Below are 16,158 nucleotides of genomic sequence, written 5' to 3' on the forward strand. Positions count from 1 at the left end.
AGGCGGAGGGGAGGAGAGCGCCACCATAGCCACCCGCGCGTGGACAACAAATGCGCCGCCGTGCTTTCGATGCCGATTATGAGCCAGATGCCCTCCGCCGCGCCGGGTGCGCGCAACCTGATCACCGACGTGCCGGGCCTGAAGGTGGGCCAGGCCAGCGATGCGACCGCCCGCACCGGGGTCAGCGTCATCCTGCCGGACGAGCGCGCCGTCGCCGGCTGCGACGTCCGCGGCGGCGGCCCCGGCACCCGCGAGACCGACGCCCTGGCTCCGGAGAACCTGGTCGATGCGGTGGACGCCATCGTGCTGTCCGGGGGCTCTGTCTATGGCCTGGCGGCCGCCGACGGCGTGGTCGGCTGGCTGGGCGCGCAGGGGCGCGGCTATGGCATGGTCAATTCGAGCGGCGTGCCGCGGTCGCCGGTCGTGCCCGGCGCGATCCTCTATGACCTCGCCAACGGCGGCGACAAGGCCTGGGGCGAGGAGCCGCCCTATCGCCGTCTCGGGCGCGAGGCGACGCTCGCCGCCGGCCTCGACGTCGAGCTCGGCACGGCCGGCGCCGGCTATGGCGCGATGGCCGGGGCGCTGAAGGGCGGGACCGGATCGGCTTCGATCGTCAGCGCCGACGGGATCACCGTGGGCGCGCTGGTCTGCGTCAATTCCTTCGGGTCTGTCGTGGCGCCCGGCGGCCGCGCCTTCTGGGCCGCGCCCTACGAACTGGACGGCGAGTTCGGCGGACTGGGTTCGGGCGGCTTGCGCGCCGGGCCGGACGAGTGGGGCCTGGCCAAGTCCGATCCCAAGGCGCGGATGAACACCACCATCGCCTGCGTGGCCACCGATGTCGCCCTGACCCCGGCCCAGGCCAAGCGGGTGGCGATCATGGCCCAGGACGGGCTGGCCCGGGCGATTCGCCCGATCCACGCGCCGTTCGACGGCGACGTGGTGTTCGCGCTGTCCACCGCCCGTCGGCCGCTGCCGGCCGAAGGCGCCGACTATGCGGTGGCGCGGATCGGGGCGCTGGCGGCCGATGTCCTCGCCCGGGCGACGGCCCGCGGCGTGCATGCGGCGACGCCCTGGTCGGGCGTCCGCGGCTGGCGCGATCTGCCCGTCTGACGCCTTCGGCGCTTTCGTCGCTCGCCTGGGCCCATTCGACGATTTGGAGAACGCTGCAGCTGCGCATACAGTTTAGAGACCCGCGTTCTTAGAGTTCTGAATGGAGACCTGCCCATGCAGTGGGTGAGAACGACGGCCCTCGTGGCCGGCGCGGGCCTGTTGGCCGGCGCAGCCGATGCGCAGACCAAGCAGCAGGTGACCGGCCCGGTCGCCACCTACTGGATGAGCGCCCAGACCCAGACCGGGTTCGGCGCCATGGGCGGCGGGGGCGGCGGACGCCCCTCCATGGGCGCGATGATGGGCGCGATGATGGGCGGCGGCGGCTCGAACGTCGCCAAGACCCTGACCCTGCAGCTCGGCTCCTCGCGCAAGCCGACCGGCGCGCCGAGCGCCGAGCATCTGCCCCCTGCCGGGCTGCGGGCGGGGCAGAGCCTGCCGCTGGTGACGCCGAACTCTCCGGTCGGGCCGCCGCGCGAAGACAACTACATGCCCCAGGACGTCAAGCCGAAGGGCAAGGTGCTGATCTTCTGGGGCTGCGGCGAGCACGCCAAGGCCGGCCAGCCGATCGTCATCGACTTCGCCAAGGTCGCGGCCGGGCAGGTTCCGCCGGGCATGCAGGCCCTGGCCGGGCAGCTCGGTACGGCGATGCAGCCGCCGTCGCCGACCCGCAACACCACCTATGGCGAATGGCCGAACGACAAGACCCGCACCTCGGTGCCGGCGGCCGGCTCTCTGGTCGGCGATCACCTTATCCGCGGCACCTACACCCCCGACATCAAGTTCGCCCTGGCCGCCCAGCAGGATTTTCTGGGGCCGCTCGACCTGACCAAGAACCTGGTGAACCCCAGCGGTTCGGGCCAGCTGGCCTGGAATGCGCTCACCAACGCCGAGGGCTATCTCGCCACCGCCGTCGGCGCGTCCGACGGCGACACGGTCGTCATGTGGTCGTCGAGCGAGGTGCAGGCCTCGGCCTTCGCCTTGCCGGAGTATCTCTCCTCAGCCGACATCAAGCGGCTGGTGGCGTCACGGGCGCTGATGGCGCCCAGCACGACCAACTGCACCATTCCGGTGGAGTTCACCAAGGCCGCCCCGCAGGCGATCGTGCAGCTGGCCGCCTACGGCGGCGAGACCAACATCTCCTATCCGCCGCGGCCGGACGACCCGAAGGTGGCCTGGAACATCGATTGGACCCTCAAGGTCCGTTACAAATCCCAGACCGGCGCCATGCTGGGCATGGAGATGCCGGGCATGGGCGGTGAGGACGACGACGCCGGCGTCGCCCGGGGAACCCAGGGCGGCCAAGGCGGCCAGCAGGGCAAGTCGCCCTTCGGCGTACCGGGCGTCGGCGGAGCGATTTTGAAGGGACTTGGCGGCCGTCTTCCGGGGCTCTGAAAAGAAAAACGGCGGGGGCGAAATTTTCCGCTCGCCCCCGCTTGCCAACCGGAGCCTCCCCGACTAGGTTCCGCGCCTTCGCCGAAAGGCACTGCGCGCCCGTAGCTCAGCTGGATAGAGCATCAGACTACGAATCTGAGGGTCGGACGTTCGAATCGTTCCGGGCGCGCCATTTCTTCCTGAAATGAAAATCACCATCGCCGGCGGGTTTTCCGCTGTGGCGGAGGCTGTCGCTTCGCGCGGAGCGCGATCGGGCTTGAATGTCGCTGCGAACGGCATAGCTGCGGTGCGCCGAAGGGGAGCGCGCCGTTGCTCGACGAAATCAGATCGCAGGTGGCCAGGGACGGGTTCGCGCGGGTGCGCGGGCCGCAGATGCGCGATCTGTTGGGCGTCGCCGCGCTGGCCGACTGGGACCGCTATGCGGCGAGCTGGAACGACCTGGCGGTGGACGAATACATGGCCGACGGCGGCCGCTATCGGCGGCGGCGCTATGCGACGCTGGAGGCGCGGCCCGGCTGCGTCGAGCGGCTGGCCCATCAGCCTCACTTCCAGAGCCTGGACTACAACCGCCTGAACGGCGGGGTCGAGCGGTGGTTCGAGCCGGTCACGCCGGCGGTGCTCGACCTGCCGCTGACGCAGCGGATTCTCGAGGCCTCGCTGGACGTGTTCGGCGCCGTCGCCGGGCCGGATGCAGGGTTCCCCTGGCGGACCGAGATGCACCAGTTCCGCATCGAGGCGCGGGCGGGCGAGGCCGGGCGGCCAACGCCGGAGGGGGCGCACCGCGACGGCGTCGACTGGGTGCTGGTCATGCTGGCGGCCCGCGAGAACGTCGCGGCCGGCGTCACCGACATCTTCGATCCCGCCGGCACGGCCCTGGGCAGCTTCACCCTGCTGGAGCCCCTGGATGCGGTGTTCATCGACGACCATCGCGTTTTCCATGGGGTGACGGCGATCGAACCGGTCGATCCGACGCGCCTGGCCTACCGCGACGTGCTGGTGACGACCTTCCGGCGCAGCGACCCCTAGGCCGCTTGGCTCGGCGCGGCGGCTGTGCGAGACCACCGCAAAGGGGCCGCGGCACGGACGGCGACTTCGAACTGGGGAAGGCCGCCTTGGCACGCAGCATCGCGCTCTATCATCCGTCCGCCGGCGTGCGGCCGAAGCACAATCCGTTCGGCAAGGACGTCGCCAACGTCGAGCTGTTCAAGGCCGTGCTGCGCTATGCCGACGTCGATCGGGTCGACTTCCTGACCGGCGCCCAGGTGGCGCCCGCCGACCTCGTCGCAGGGCTGGTTCCCGGTGAGGCGGTGCGTGCGCAGGTCGCCACCACCCACCTGCTGGACCAGGGGCCGCCGACCGCGGCCGGGGCGCTGGTGCGTGGGGTGCCGGAACTGACCGACATGGCCTGGCTGCGCCGGCAGGTCGGGCTGGAGAACACCTACAGCCTGGTAGGCATGGTCCACACCCTGGCGCCGCTGGCCATGCGCGAGATGATCGCCAAGGCGGCCGTCGCGCCGATGCAGCCCTGGGACGCGCTGATCTGCACCTCGCCGGTGGTGCAGGAATCGCTGGTCGAGATGTTCGACGAGTGGACCGGCTACCTCGCCGACCGCTACGGCGGGACCAAGCAGGTCCGGCCGCACCTGCCGCTGTTGCCGCTGGGGGTGGAAGGCTCGGCCTTCGCCGCGCTGGCCGACCGGCCGGACGTGCGCGCGGCCACCCGCGAGCAGATGGGCGTCGGGCCCGACGACGTCGTGATCATGTGGGTCGGGCGGCTGTCGTTCTTCGAGAAGGCGTTCCCGCAGCCAATGTTCCGCGCCGCCGAGGAAGCGGCCAAGGCGACGGGGGCGAAGGTGCATTTCGCCCTGGTCGGCTGGTTTCCCAACCCGGAAGAACACCGGGCGATGTACGAGGAGGCGGCCCAGGCCTATGCGCCCTCGGTCGCCGTCCACTACCTGAACGGCAACGACGCGGGCCTGGTCGGCGCGATGTGGGCGGCCGGGGACATCTTCCTGTCGCTGGTCGACAACATCCAGGAGACCTTCGGGATCACGCCGCTGGAGGCGATGGCGGCCGGGATGCCGGTGGTGGCCAGCGACTGGGACGGCTACCGGTTCACGGTCCGCGACGGGATCGACGGCTTCCTGGTGCGCTCGCTGGGCGGGCCGGTCGGGGCGGGCCAGGGCATGGTCAACCGCCATCTGCACATGGGGATGACCTATCAGTCCTATGTCGGCTCGGTGGCCCAGCACACGGCGATCAACGTCGGCGACGCGGCGGCGCGGATCGGCGAGCTTATCGCCTCGCCGGAGCTGCGCGCCAAGATGCGCGAGGCCGGCCGCCGGCGCATCCGCGAGACCTTCGACTGGCAGGTTGTCGTCGCCGGCTTGCAGGAACTTCTCGCTGAGCTCGAGGCGATCCGCCTGGCCGCCCAGCCCGAGGAGCTCAAGTACAAGCGCAACCCGACCAAGACGGAACCGTTCGGCGCCTTCGCGCGGTTCGCGACCCAGGTGCTCGCGCCCGCCACCCGCGTGTCGGCGCGGCCAGGGGTGACGCTGGCCGATCTGGAGCGGACGCAGGCCATCCGGCTCGACCACTTCGCCGGCAACTGGCGCGCCTCGCCGCAGGACAACGCCGTCATGCTGGCGCGGCTGATCGCCGAGGGCGAGCTGAGCGTGCGCGACCTGATCGCGCCGTTCCCGTCGGCCCGTCAGCAGCTGCTGGGCATGTCCATAGTCTGGATGTGCAAGCTCGGCCTGCTGGACTGGCGCTAGGCTACTCGGCCGCGACCTTCACGCCGGCCGGCAGGCGCGAGCGGTGATAGGGGCGGTCGCCCAGCACCGTGGCGCGGTTCATGATCCGGCGGTGCGGCAGGTAGTCGTTGACCGCATAGTGCTGAGTCACCCGGTTGTCCCAGAAGGCGATGGCGTTCGGGCTCCAGCGCCAGCGGACCAGGAACTCCGGCTTCTGAATGTGTTCGAACAGCATGTTCAGGATCGCGTCGCTCTCCTTGCGGCGCAGACCCTTGATCCGATCGGTGAAGCCGAAATTGACGAACAGGCCGTCCTCGCCGGTTTCCGGATGGGTGCGGATCACCGGGTGCAGCACCGGCGGGTGATCGGCGAGCGCCTTGGCGTGCTTGTCCTCGCCGGCGCCCTTGGCGACGATCCCGCGTTGCGGGAAGCCGCGGGCGAAGTCGTGCACCGCATCGAGCCCTGAGAGGAATTCGCGGAAGGCCGGCGACAGCGCCTCAAAGGCGGCCTTGGAGTTCGACCAGATGGTGTCGCCGCCGGAGGGCGGCAGCAGCTTGGCGTAGAGGATCGAGGCCATCGGCGGCGTCTCGATGAAGGTGACGTCGGTGTGCCAGCTGTCGTTGTCGGTCGGGTTGTCCTTGTGGTTGTCGAGGATGAAGAGCTCGGGCGCCTCGGGCACCCCCGGATAGAGCGGGTGGGTGTGCAGCGCCCCGAACCGCGCGGCGAAGTCGCGATGCTGCACCGGGGTGATGTGCTGGTCCGCGAAGAACACCACCTGGTGCTTCAGGAACGCCTGGCGGATCGCATGCAGCAGGTCGTCGCTGACCGGCTGGGCGAGGTCGACGCCTTCGATCAGCGCCCCGATGGTCGGGGTCAGAGGGGTCACCTTGAACTGGGCCATGTCGAGTTCTCCGCGTGAGCGGCGCATCTAAGCGCGCGCGGAAGAACGGCGCTACTAGAGACCGAAGGCGCGGCTCGCAGAAAAGATCGCCAGCCCCACCAGCCCGCCTACAAGCGTGCCATTGACGCGGATGTATTGCAGGTCCTTGCCGACCTGCAGCTCGAGCTTGTCGACCACGCCCTTGGTGTCCCAGCTGGCCACCACCTGGGCGACGAAGCCGCCGATCTCGTGGCGGCGCGGGGCGATGACCTGGCGGGCCAGGATGCGGGCCCATTCGTTCAGTCGCGCCTGGGCGGTTTCTTCGGTGTGCAGCCATTCGCCGAGCGCGGTCAGCATCTGCTCCAGCCGCTCGGTCAGGCCCGCGCCGTCGCCGTCGGCCAGCCGCTGTTCGATCTCGCGCCAGACGCCGGCGGCCTGTTCGCGCAGGGCCGGGTCGGCCAGCAGCTTGGCCTTCAGGTCCTCGCCCTTGGCGATGAGGTCCGGATCACGGGCCAGCCGGTCGATGAAGCCCTCGATCCAGGCCTTCAGCTCCCGGCGCCAAGGGTGCTCGGGCTCGCGCATCTCGACCAGCAGCTCGGAGAGGCCGGTGGTGACCTTCTGGGCGATCATCTTGTCGATGAACTTGGGCATCCACTTCCAGGACTTGGCCTCGACCTTCTCCTGGATGGTCTGCTCGTTGTCTTCGAGATAGGCCGCGAGCTTGTCGAGTGCCCAGTCGAAGGCGGCCTGCGAGCGGCCCTCGTTCCAGAACGCGGCCAGCAGCTTGGAAGCGGTCGGCGCGGCCGGCACGGCCCGGATCGCAGCGACCGCGGCCGAGCCTGCGGTTTCGCGCAGCATGTCGCGCGGCAGCACCTTCAGGATGGTCGGGACCAGTCCCGAGAGGCGCTTGGCCAGGCGCCGTGCATGGCGCGGCTGGCGCAGCCACTCGCCGCCCCAGCGGGCCACCTCGATCTGCTTGAGGCGGCTGTCGAGCACGTCGACGGTCAGGAAGTTGTCGGCGATGAAGCCGCCCAGCGCCTCGCCGATCCGGTCCTTGTTGCGCGGGATGATGCCGGTGTGCGGGATCGGCAGGCCGAGCGGCCGGCGGAAGATCGCGGTCACCGCGAACCAGTCGGCGCAGGCCCCGACCATCGCCGCCTCGGCGAAGGCGCGGACATAGGCCAGCCACGGCCAATAGTCGTCGGCGCGGCTGGCGGCCACGAAGACGATCGCCATCGCCACCAGCAGCCCGGTGGCGATGGCCTGCATGCGCTTCAGCTCACGCAGTTTCAGTTCGTCCCGCGACACCGTGGTCGCGATCGCGCCCGCCGCCATGCCGGGCTAGATCGCCGCGTCGGCGGAGTGGCTCTTGGTCTCGGGGGCCTCGTCCTTGCGGGCTTCGGCCTCCTTGCGGCGCGCCATGGCTGCGGAGATGTTGTCGGCGGTCTTGCGGATGGTCTCGGTCAGCTTGGCGTCGAACTCGTTGACGCTGCGGTTGAAGGTCGAATCCGGGCCGAGGCTGTCGGTGATCTTGCGGCCGAGCACCGACCATTCGTCCTGCAGTTTTCGGGCGATGGCGTCGAAGTCGGCGCCCGTGCCGGCCCCGATCTTCTCGCCGAGGGAGGTGCGTGCAGCCGCGGCGATGAAGCCCGAGCGGCTCATGCCGCGGGCCTCGGCCGCCTGGTCGATGCGCTTGAGCAGCCGCTCGCCGATCGAGATGTTGACCCGCACCGGCGTGTCTTCGACCGAAACGTCGACCAGGAACGGGATCACGCCGGCCTCGGCCGCGACGGCTTCGAGCGCGATCGGTTTGGGCCAGTCATGGCCGTCGTCGGCCAGGCGCTGCAATTCCTTCAGCACCGTTTCGCGGGCGGCGACGACCAGGGAGGCGATGTCGGCGCCCTCGACGGTGAGCCCGGGCAGGTCGGGGAAGCTGGCGCTGTAGCCGCCGGCCGGAGCGCTGCGGGCCAGGGCGACGAAAACGAGGGTGGTCATGGGGAGGATCCTCCGCGAATAAACGAAGAATAGACGTTGTGTAGTTTTGCGCAAATTCAAGCCGTCGTGTGCGCCTTGGCCGCAGCCCCCGGAATCATGCGATCAGGCGGCATGCCCAGCCCGCCCGGATTGCCTGAGTTCGACCTGCCGATGATTTTCGGCGACGCCATGGCCGGTCTCGGCTTCCAGTCCGGGGTCGCGCGCCTGGCCTTCGCCGCCAATGTCGCCGACGAGGCGGGCGAAGAGCACAAGGTCAAGTCTGGCTACCTGATCCTGACCCCGAACTGCATGCTGGAGCTGCGCAGCCAGATCGACCAGATCCTGACCGAGCTGGAGCGCCAGGGCGTGATCAGCTTCACGCCGGACCGCCTCGACGGCTAGGGCCGGACGGCCGCCAGCCTTTCATAGAACGCATCGCCCAGGCTGACCTGGCCTGACGCCGTCAGGTGGACGCCGTCGGCCGGCTGACGCTCGAAGGGATCAGTGTCGGTGAGCGTGGTCTTTGCATCGCGGCCGGCCACCTGCGCCTGCGCTTGACGCACGGCGTCCCAGCCGTCGGGACCTGGCCGGTCGATCTGGCCGATCTGCACGATGGTGTCGGCGTCGCCCCAGCGGGCCCGCACCTGCGCCAGGAAAGCCGCGAGGTTGGCGGCGTACGCGCGGGACTTGGCCGGGCTCTGCGCGTCGGTCTCGCCCTGCATCCACAGCACCGCCCGCACGCGCGGGGCCAGGCCCTGGGCCGCCAGGGCGGCCTTGGCGGCGTCGACCTCGGCGCTGGCGGCGTCCCAGAGGTCGCCGTGCGAGGACGGCGACCAGTCGCGGGCGGCCGGGTCGGGCGCCAGGCCGGTTTCGCCGCGCGCGTACTTGACCACATAGAGCGGCGCGCAGGCGTGGTCCTGGCGCCAGCGATAGGCGAACTGCGTCTCCGGCCCCCAGGCCTGCGGATTGTTGGGCGCGCCGGTGTTGGTCGCAGGCGTCAACGGGACGAAGGCGCGGGCCTGCGGACTCCAGATCTGGGCGGGGCCCGGCGCGGCCAGGTGCGGCGGCAGGTCGGCGGCGCCCAAGGTGTAGCCAAGCGCGTTCGATTGGCCGGCGACAATGATCATGACCGGCAGGCAATCGGGGGCGTTGACGGGGATATCCAAGCGCTTCCTGTTTACTGAACGCGTGCGAACACGAATTGTATAGTGAAGGCGAGCGACCTGTTCGACCAGATCCAGCGCGCCGGGGAGGATATGGCATGACAGGTTCGAGTACGCGCACGGCGAGTCCGGGCCTGATCATCGCCATCTGCTTCGGCATCGCCGCCCTGGAGGGCTACGATATCCAGGCGTTCGGCGTGGCGGCGCCGCACATGGCGCCTGACCTGGGGCTCGGACCGTCCCAGCTCGGCTGGGCGGGCAGCGCGGCGATGATCGGCCTGGTGATCGGGGCGCTGTTCGGCGGCTGGGCCGCCGATCGCTACGGCCGTCGGCCGGTGCTGCTGGGGTCGGTGGCGCTGTTCGGGATCTTTTCGCTGGCCACCGCCCTAGCGACGAATTTCGAGACCCTGACCCTGGCGCGGCTCGCCACCGGCCTCGGCTTCGGCGGGGCGATGCCCAACCTGATCGCCATCGCCACCGAGATCAGCCCGCCGCATCGGCGCGCCCTGACCACCACCAGCATGTTCTGCGGCCTGCCGGTCGGCGGAGCGCTCGTCGCTCTGGCCGCCCAGGTCGGCGAGGCCGGCGGGGTCGACTGGCGCATGCTGTTCATGATCGGCGGCGCCCTGCCGCTGATGCTGGTGCCGGTGGTCTACTTCCTGCTGCCGGAGACGCGCCCGGCGCGCGGCGAGGACGACGCCCCGCCGCAGATGGCGACCGGCCTGTTCGGGGGCGGCCGGGGACTAGCCACGATCCTGATCTGGACGGTGTTCGCTCTCGACCTGCTGGTGACCTACCTGCTGCTGAACTGGCTGCCGCTGCTCGTGGTGGCCAAGGGCTTCTCGCCGGCCGAGGGCGCTTCGGCCGCGTTCGCCCTGAACATCATGGCGGTGGTCGGCTCGCTGGCGCTCGGTTGGGCGGCGGACAAGGTCGGCTATCGCTGGCTGCTCATCGCGGTGTTCGCCGGTCTGGCCGCTGCGCTCTACGCCCTGGCCGCGGCGACGAGCCTGCCGATGATCCTGGCGGCGTCCGGCGCCGCCGGGTTCACGGTCATCGGCGGGCTCTACGTGCTCTACGCCCTGGCGCCGGCCTACTACCCGCCGCAGTTCCGCGCGGCAGGCGCCGGGGCCTCGGTGGCGGCCGGGCGGCTGGGCTCGATCGTCGGCCCGCTGATCGCCGGGCAGCTGCGCGCGGTCGGCTATGGCCCTGGCGAGGTGCTGAGCGCGCTGGCGCCGGCGGCGGTGGTGACGATGGCGGCGGTGTTCGTGCTGACCACCTACGCCAAGCCCTATCGCGAGGACTGAGCCCGGCGCGAGGCGCCGGCCGCGGCCAGGGCGGCGCGCTGCACGCCGTCCGGCAGGGTCGCGAACCAGGCCTGAGGCGAGAGCTGCTCGGCCACCCGCCGCTTGCCGGCGTCCGACAGCCGTGCGGCCAGATCGCGGTCGCCGCGCAGACGGCGCAGGGCCTGGGCGGCGGCCTCGACGTCCGGGTCGGCCCAGGTCTGGCCGCGATAGATGCCCTGCGGGTCGTCGACGGCGATCGGCTGCGAGGGGATCACCAGGGCGCAGGTCTCGTCCATGAAGTCGACATTGCCCGACCAGCCGGTGCCGATCACCGGCGTGCCCAGCGCCATGGCCTCGGCCATGGTCAGGCCGAAGCCCTCGGCCCGGTGCAGCGAGATCAGCACGTCGGCGGAGGCGATCAGGCTCTTCACCTGGGCATAGGGCCAGACCACGTCGAGCACCTCGACATTGGCCGGGGCCTGGGCGCGCAGCCGCGCCAGGAAGTCGGGGAAGGCCGCGCCGTTCTGGGTCTTGATCACCAGCCGCGCGGTGGGATCGTCGGGGAAGGCCCGCGCGAAGGCGGCGATCATCGCCTCCGGGTTCTTGCGCGCGGCCGAGGACTTGAAGTCGAACAGGGTCACGGCGGTGAACCGCTCGTCGCGCGGCGCCGGGACGACCCCGCGATAGTCCTCGATGAACAGCGGATGGGGCACGACCCGCACCGGAGCCTTGGCGCCGGTCAGGGCCGCGCCGGTGAAGGCGCTGGGCACCCAGACCTCCTCCAGGAAGGCGGCGTCCTTCAGCCAGGACTTCGGGGCGCGCGGCAGTTCCCAGGCCCAATAGCCGTAGCGCGGGCCGCGGACGTTCTTGGGGCCGAGGAAGGCGAGGGCCGCCAGCAGCTCGGGGGCGTTGACGTGGAAGATCCAGGGGCCGGGCGTGCGCGCCGCCTGCGAGCCGCCGATCCAGTCGAGTTTGGCGCCGGCGATGTCGACCTGCTCGACCGGGGCGCCCAGCGCCTCGAAGGCGCGAACCGCCAGCTTGGCCGAGGCGGCGATGCCGTAGGAGCCGCCGAAGTCGCCGACCACGCGGATCGGGCCGGCGCTCGTCTCCGCGTCGTGCGGGGTGCGGGCTTGATGGCGGACATAGGCCTCCAGCGCCGGCCCGAGGACCGGCTGGGCCAGACGGCGGACAGGCTCGGGCGTCAACGCGCGCCAGGCGCCGCGGGCCGTGGACAACAGACTCATGCGCTGGCGGACTCCCAGGCGACGCCCTGCGCCAGCAGGGCCACGGCGTCGGCGGCGATCAGCCCCGGCGCGGTACGGAACACCAGCTTGCCGACGCGGGCGGGCGGGTCGGCCGGCGCGCCCTGCGGCGTGCGGAAACGGCCGGCGCCGGCGTCGAACACCAGCGCTTCGCCGCCGGCGGCGTCGGGCGTCCAGCGCTCGACCGCCAGCAGGGTGTTGATGGCCCCTGCAGCCGGCGCGCGGCCGGCCTCGACCGGTTCGCGGCGCACCGACAGGCGGGCGAGCTCGAACACCGGATGGCTGTCCACGGTCGGCGGCAGGGCGGCGACATCGACGCCGTACTCGGCCAGCCCGCCGCCGATCAGCCAGCGCAGGAAGCCGAAGCGGCCCTTGAAGCTGGTCAGCGGGAACAGCCGCTGCAGGTCGCCGCGGCTTTCCCAGATCGACAGGAACAGCCGCGGGAACGGCATGCCCCGGGCCAGTTCGCGCACCGGCGCGTTGAAGCCCGAACGCAGCGCCGTGCCGACCCACTGCGGCCAGGCGGCGCGGTGGGCGAGGCCGTAGGCGGCGAACCGCAGCTTGGCTTCCGAGAGGTCGCCGGCCACCTGGCGCGCGGCGCGCAGGGCCAGCTCGGGCTCGGCAAAGGCTTCCGGCGGCGCGAGACGGGCCGAGAAGCGGCCGTCGATGGATTCCGGGCCCAGCAGCCAGGCCTTCAGTCCGGCCTCGTCGGCGGCGAAGCGGTCGCGCAGGTCGCGGCGCGCATGGGTCAGGGCGCCGACCGCCGGCGCCTCAGACGCGCTGGTCAGCCAGCTGGTCAGCTCGGACGAGCCGCTCAGCCAGGGACCGTCCGGCAGACCGCCGAGCGGCTCGCGGATCACCTCGCCGGGGCGCACGGCGGCCCAGGCTTCGGCCGCCGAGGTCAGGCCGCCGCCGAAGTCCTCGCCGGCGCGGGCCGCGGCCAGCATCCGGCGGCGGGTCTCGCGCGGGACGAGTTCGCCGGAGGGGAAGGCGCGGTGGGCGTAGGGGATGGCCGAGGCCTCGACATGGCCGTTGCGCAGCAGCGCCTGGGCGTAGTCGGCCAGCAGGGCGGCGAGGTCCGAGCGCGGGGTGACCTTGATGCGGTCCTGATGCTTGGAGAGCAGGTCCGGCCGCGCCGGGTCGAAGCCGGAGAAGTGGAAGAAGGCCAGCGGCTGGCCGTCGACGCTCCAGCCGTTCGCCGTGCGGGCGACCTGGCGGCCTTCCAGGTTCCAGTAGGCGAGGTTCAGGGTCGGGGTGCGCAGGATGGCCAGGTCGCTGACCAGGCCCGGCGCCAGGTCCATCCACTTCTGGTCGGTGAACAGGCCGGCGGCGAAGTCGACGCGGCAGTCGAAGCGCAGTTTCTCGGCCCACCAGTCGAGCAGGTCGAAGATCTCCGGCTCGGCCCGCATGGCGGCAAAGCCGAGATTGTACGAGCCTGATTGCAGGATGACGTGGTCGTTGGGGCTGGCCTCGCCGCGCAGCGGGCGGGTGGTGTGCGGCGTCAGGGCCAGGGGGGCCTTGGCCAGTCCCTCGCGTACGGCGTCGAGCGGCCGGTAGACCCAGATGTCGGGGTCGAAGTAGGCGCCGGAGGTGACGCCCTCCTCGGACAGCAGCGCCTTGAAGCACAGCGGCTTGACCGCGGTGTTGAGCTCCAGCGCGTCGTAATAGGCGCACATGGCCGCGAACTCCGGCACCACGGTCGCGGCGTCGAGGGTGCGGATGCCCGGGTCCTTGAAGGCGATCGGGCCGTCGGTGGTGACGACGACGCGGCGAATGCCGGGCTCGGCGCGCGCCAGGCTTTCCATCAGGCTGGCGGCCTGGGCGGCGTAGTTGCGCGAGACGATGGTGAAGATGAAGTCCAAGGTCGCTCCCCGGGGCGTCAGGCGGCGGCCAGCAGTTCGTCCAGCTTCTTGACGTCCATGATCTTGGAGGCGACCCCGCTCTCGATGCGCATCACCTTGTTGCAGTAGAGGCGGATCAGTTCGAGGTCGTGCGAGGCCAGCACCAGGATGCCGGCGCGCTCCATCAGCTCCAGGATCCGCTTGTGGGCGATCTTCTGGAAGTCGGCGTCGCCGACGGCGATCCACTCGTCCATCAGGATGACGTCGGCGTGGACGGCGGTGGCCACGGCGAAGGCCAGCCGGGCCTGCATGCCGGCCGAATAGGTCTTCAGCGGCATGGCCAGGAACGGGCCGAGGCCGGTGAACTCGCCGATCTCCTGCATCCGGTCCTCGATCTCCTTGGCGGAGAGGCCGGCGATGCGGCCGCGCAGGCGGATGTTGTCGAGCCCGGTCGCCGACGGATCGATGCCGAGGTTCAGGTCCAGCATCGCGGCGATCTGGCCGTGCACGTCGATGGTGCCCTCGTCGGGCTCGTAGGCCCCGGCCAGGGCGCGCAGCAGGGTGGTCTTGCCCGAGCCGTTGTGGCCGATCAGCCCCAGGCGGTCGCCGGAGCGCAGCTCGAGATTGACGCCCGACAGGGCGGTGACCTCGGTCGCGCCCATGCCGGTGCGGCCAAGCTTGCCGCCCACGGTGATGCGGGCCAGATGCTTCTTCAGCGACTTGGCGTCGACCCCGTAGACGGGGAAGCGCAGGGTCAGGTCGGTGACCCGGATGGAGACCTCGGGGCCCTTCATAGGTAGTGCACGATCCGTCGACGGGTGAGGGCGAAGGTGGCGAAGGCGCCGGTCCAGCCGACGACCGCCAGAACCACCATGAAGATGTAGGTGCGCGGGTCGACGACGTTGCCGAGCAGCGGCGCGCGGACGACTTCGAGCAGGTGATAGAACGGGTTGAGCACCAGCACCGCGTGGTCGAGCAGGCGCCCGCCGGGCAGCCAGAACACCGGGGTCATGAACATCGCGAACTGCACGACCGAGCCGACGATCTGCGGGATGTCGCGGAAGCGGGCCGAGGCGATGCCGGCCGCCAGGCTGATCCAGGAGATGTTGACCAGCAGCAGCAGCACGCCGACTGCGCCCATCAGCACATCGGTCTGGCGCCAGTGGTCGTAGTAGACCAGCACGCCGACGATGATGATCAGGTGGTGCGCCAGGTTGATCACGTTGCGCATGACCGTCCGCCACACGAAGGTGAACATCGGCAGCGAGCTCTGGCTCAGGATGCCGGCGGCCTGCACGAAGGTCTGGCAACCCTCGAGGATGACGTTGGCGATCAGGCCCCAGACCACGATGCCGAGCGCGACGTAGGGGATGAACTCGTTGACCGGGACCTTGAACAGGTTCGCGTAAAGGAACCCGATCCCGGCCACCATCAGGCCCATGGACAGGGTGATCCAGAACGGGCCGAGGATCGATCCGCGGTAGCGCGACACCACGTCGTGCTTGGCCAGCGACCAGGCCAAACCAATGCGGTCGAGCGAGGCGCGCAGGTCGGCGAACGCCATGCTGAACTCGTGCATGGCCCCGCGCCGTCCGGTGCGAACCATGTGTTGTGCGGATTGCATTCAGTCTCCCGACCAAGGGCGCGCCGACGCACCCGCCGTCTGTGGCGCTCGCCGGTGGGTAACAGGTCGCATTTTGCGGCGCAAGCATGGCGCCGGGCGCGGAATCCAAAGGAAAATCCGCTCTGGCGCAGGTGGGTAGCGGTTACAGCTCGCTTTCGTCCTCGAACGGCGGAGCGCTGGTCTTCATGTGGGCGTGATCGGCCCGGTACTGGTTGAAGTGCCGGCGATCGGCCGGCGAGGGCTGGACGGTCTCGCGGACCAGCCCGCCGGCCGCAAGTTCGGCCGCCGAACGCTTGCGGACCACGAACTCGATCCCGCATTCGCCGATCGGCGTCAGGGTCTGGTCGTAGCGCGGCAGGTCGTAGCGGAAGGTCGAGTTGAGCAGCGCCACCTTCTCGACGTCGGCGGCCGGGCCGAGGTCGGACAGGATCTCCAGCACGTTGATCGAGCGGTCCGACCAGGACTTGGCCTTCAGCATGGTGAAGGTCCACTTGTGGTCGCGATTGTTCGTCGAGGGGAACACGCCCTGCTCGTAGAGGTCCTCGTCCGGCACGGTGACGACCAGGAAGCCGCCGGGCTTGATGGCGCCGAACCAGGCCTTCAGGCCCTGGCGCGGATCGACCAGGTGCTCGAGGCAGTGGCTGGAGTGGACGAAATCGAGGCTCTCGGGCGCCAGGCCTTCGAGAAACTGGGCGTCGCCGTCCTCCCAGTCCCAGACCCGTACGGACTTCAGGCCCGGGAAGAACGGCACGTAGAGCGACAGCGGATCGGGCTTGCCGCCGATGTCCAGCCCTTCGCCGACGAACCAGCGACGGGTGAAGTTCGGGTCGGCCATCCGGCGGACGATGGATTTCGAAAGTTCTTTCAAGGTCTTGA

At 70.5% G+C, this 16,158-nt stretch carries 15 protein-coding genes and 1 tRNA gene; 7 read left to right on the forward strand and 9 right to left on the reverse strand.

Annotated features, from left to right (window positions below; genetic code table 11):
* Window positions 1-87: 87 nt before the first annotated feature.
* From AC1Q87_RS13280 to AC1Q87_RS13300, 5 genes are all read left to right on the forward strand, one after another.
* Entirely contained in the window at window positions 88-1,110 is a 1,023-nt protein-coding gene (locus tag AC1Q87_RS13280) for a P1 family peptidase (protein WP_492610017.1), read from the forward strand.
* A gap of 114 nt (window positions 1,111-1,224) precedes the next feature.
* Complete coding sequence (locus tag AC1Q87_RS13285) at window positions 1,225-2,502, forward strand: hypothetical protein (RefSeq protein WP_492609403.1); 1,278 nt, start codon at window positions 1,225-1,227, stop codon at window positions 2,500-2,502.
* A 95-nt stretch (window positions 2,503-2,597) separates the two neighbouring features.
* Window positions 2,598-2,674: transfer RNA gene (locus tag AC1Q87_RS13290), tRNA-Arg, on the forward strand.
* A 137-nt stretch (window positions 2,675-2,811) separates the two neighbouring features.
* Window positions 2,812-3,528, forward strand: a complete 717-nt coding sequence (locus AC1Q87_RS13295; protein ID WP_492609404.1) for a 2OG-Fe dioxygenase family protein — start codon at window positions 2,812-2,814, stop codon at window positions 3,526-3,528.
* An 86-nt stretch (window positions 3,529-3,614) separates the two neighbouring features.
* Window positions 3,615-5,276 (forward strand): glycosyltransferase family 4 protein, encoded by a 1,662-nt coding sequence (locus AC1Q87_RS13300; protein ID WP_492609405.1) that lies wholly within the window; start codon window positions 3,615-3,617, stop codon window positions 5,274-5,276.
* Between the two features lies 1 nt (window position 5,277).
* On the opposite strand, the gene tauD is transcribed toward AC1Q87_RS13300, so the two are convergent.
* The 3 genes from tauD to AC1Q87_RS13315 are packed head-to-tail and all read right to left on the reverse strand — an operon-like array spanning window position 5,278 to window position 8,130.
* Window positions 5,278-6,156, reverse strand: coding sequence for a taurine dioxygenase (gene tauD, locus AC1Q87_RS13305; RefSeq protein ID WP_492609406.1), 879 nt, complete (start codon window positions 6,154-6,156; stop codon window positions 5,278-5,280).
* Window positions 6,157-6,210: 54 nt separating this feature from the next.
* Complete coding sequence (locus tag AC1Q87_RS13310; protein WP_492609407.1) at window positions 6,211-7,470, reverse strand: DUF445 domain-containing protein; 1,260 nt, start codon at window positions 7,468-7,470, stop codon at window positions 6,211-6,213.
* A gap of 6 nt (window positions 7,471-7,476) precedes the next feature.
* Window positions 7,477-8,130, reverse strand: a complete 654-nt coding sequence (locus tag AC1Q87_RS13315; protein WP_492609408.1) for a type II toxin-antitoxin system HicB family antitoxin — start codon at window positions 8,128-8,130, stop codon at window positions 7,477-7,479.
* A gap of 111 nt (window positions 8,131-8,241) precedes the next feature.
* On the opposite strand from AC1Q87_RS13315, the gene AC1Q87_RS13320 reads away from it, so the two are divergent.
* Window positions 8,242-8,511 carry a hypothetical protein gene (locus AC1Q87_RS13320; RefSeq protein WP_492609409.1) on the forward strand — a complete coding sequence of 90 codons (270 nt, stop codon included), beginning with the start codon at window positions 8,242-8,244 and terminating at the stop codon, window positions 8,509-8,511.
* Here the strand turns inward: AC1Q87_RS13320 and AC1Q87_RS13325 are convergent.
* A complete protein-coding gene (locus tag AC1Q87_RS13325; protein WP_492609410.1) occupies window positions 8,508-9,236 on the reverse strand; it encodes a sialate O-acetylesterase in 729 nt (242 codons plus the stop codon). The two genes, AC1Q87_RS13320 and AC1Q87_RS13325, sit on opposite strands and share 4 nt — an antisense overlap.
* A gap of 134 nt (window positions 9,237-9,370) precedes the next feature.
* Here AC1Q87_RS13325 and AC1Q87_RS13330 point away from each other — a divergent pair, with 134 nt between their 5' ends.
* Window positions 9,371-10,576, forward strand: a complete 1,206-nt coding sequence (locus AC1Q87_RS13330; protein ID WP_492609411.1) for an MFS transporter — start codon at window positions 9,371-9,373, stop codon at window positions 10,574-10,576.
* Here AC1Q87_RS13330 and AC1Q87_RS13335 read toward each other — a convergent pair.
* The 5 genes from AC1Q87_RS13335 to AC1Q87_RS13355 form a co-directional block, all read right to left on the reverse strand.
* Entirely contained in the window at window positions 10,561-11,799 is a 1,239-nt protein-coding gene (locus AC1Q87_RS13335) for a glycosyltransferase family 4 protein (protein WP_492609412.1), read from the reverse strand. The genes AC1Q87_RS13330 and AC1Q87_RS13335 overlap by 16 nt on opposite strands.
* On the reverse strand, window positions 11,796-13,679 hold the full coding sequence (locus AC1Q87_RS13340; protein WP_492609413.1) for a hypothetical protein: 1,884 nt from the start codon (window positions 13,677-13,679) through the stop codon (window positions 11,796-11,798). Before AC1Q87_RS13340 ends, AC1Q87_RS13335 begins: the two co-directional genes overlap by 4 nt.
* A 17-nt stretch (window positions 13,680-13,696) precedes the next feature.
* On the reverse strand, window positions 13,697-14,452 hold the full coding sequence (locus tag AC1Q87_RS13345) for an ABC transporter ATP-binding protein (protein ID WP_436060030.1): 756 nt from the start codon (window positions 14,450-14,452) through the stop codon (window positions 13,697-13,699).
* Window positions 14,449-15,282, reverse strand: a complete 834-nt coding sequence (locus AC1Q87_RS13350) for an ABC transporter permease (RefSeq protein ID WP_492609414.1) — start codon at window positions 15,280-15,282, stop codon at window positions 14,449-14,451. The genes AC1Q87_RS13345 and AC1Q87_RS13350 overlap by 4 nt, the downstream gene beginning before the upstream one ends.
* A 142-nt stretch (window positions 15,283-15,424) precedes the next feature.
* Window positions 15,425-16,150, reverse strand: coding sequence for a class I SAM-dependent methyltransferase (locus tag AC1Q87_RS13355; RefSeq protein WP_492609415.1), 726 nt, complete (start codon window positions 16,148-16,150; stop codon window positions 15,425-15,427).
* Between the last annotated feature and the right edge of the window lie 8 nt (window positions 16,151-16,158).

It is taken from the genome of Phenylobacterium sp. GW823-FHT02A09 (assembly GCF_058797775.1).

Coding starts and splice junctions, on each gene's coding strand:
- AC1Q87_RS13280 (WP_492610017.1), top strand. CDS start 88: ATGCCCTCCGCCGCGCCGGGTGCGCGCAACCTGATCACCGACGTGCCG.
- AC1Q87_RS13285 (WP_492609403.1), top strand. CDS start 1,225: ATGCAGTGGGTGAGAACGACGGCCCTCGTGGCCGGCGCGGGCCTGTTG.
- tauD (WP_492609406.1), bottom strand. CDS start 6,156: ATGGCCCAGTTCAAGGTGACCCCTCTGACCCCGACCATCGGGGCGCTG.
- AC1Q87_RS13310 (WP_492609407.1), bottom strand. CDS start 7,470: ATGGCGGCGGGCGCGATCGCGACCACGGTGTCGCGGGACGAACTGAAA.
- AC1Q87_RS13315 (WP_492609408.1), bottom strand. CDS start 8,130: ATGACCACCCTCGTTTTCGTCGCCCTGGCCCGCAGCGCTCCGGCCGGC.
- AC1Q87_RS13320 (WP_492609409.1), top strand. CDS start 8,242: ATGCCCAGCCCGCCCGGATTGCCTGAGTTCGACCTGCCGATGATTTTC.
- AC1Q87_RS13325 (WP_492609410.1), bottom strand. CDS start 9,236: ATGATCATTGTCGCCGGCCAATCGAACGCGCTTGGCTACACCTTGGGC.
- AC1Q87_RS13330 (WP_492609411.1), top strand. CDS start 9,371: ATGACAGGTTCGAGTACGCGCACGGCGAGTCCGGGCCTGATCATCGCC.
- AC1Q87_RS13335 (WP_492609412.1), bottom strand. CDS start 11,799: ATGAGTCTGTTGTCCACGGCCCGCGGCGCCTGGCGCGCGTTGACGCCC.
- AC1Q87_RS13345 (WP_436060030.1), bottom strand. CDS start 14,452: ATGAAGGGCCCCGAGGTCTCCATCCGGGTCACCGACCTGACCCTGCGC.
- AC1Q87_RS13350 (WP_492609414.1), bottom strand. CDS start 15,282: ATGCAATCCGCACAACACATGGTTCGCACCGGACGGCGCGGGGCCATG.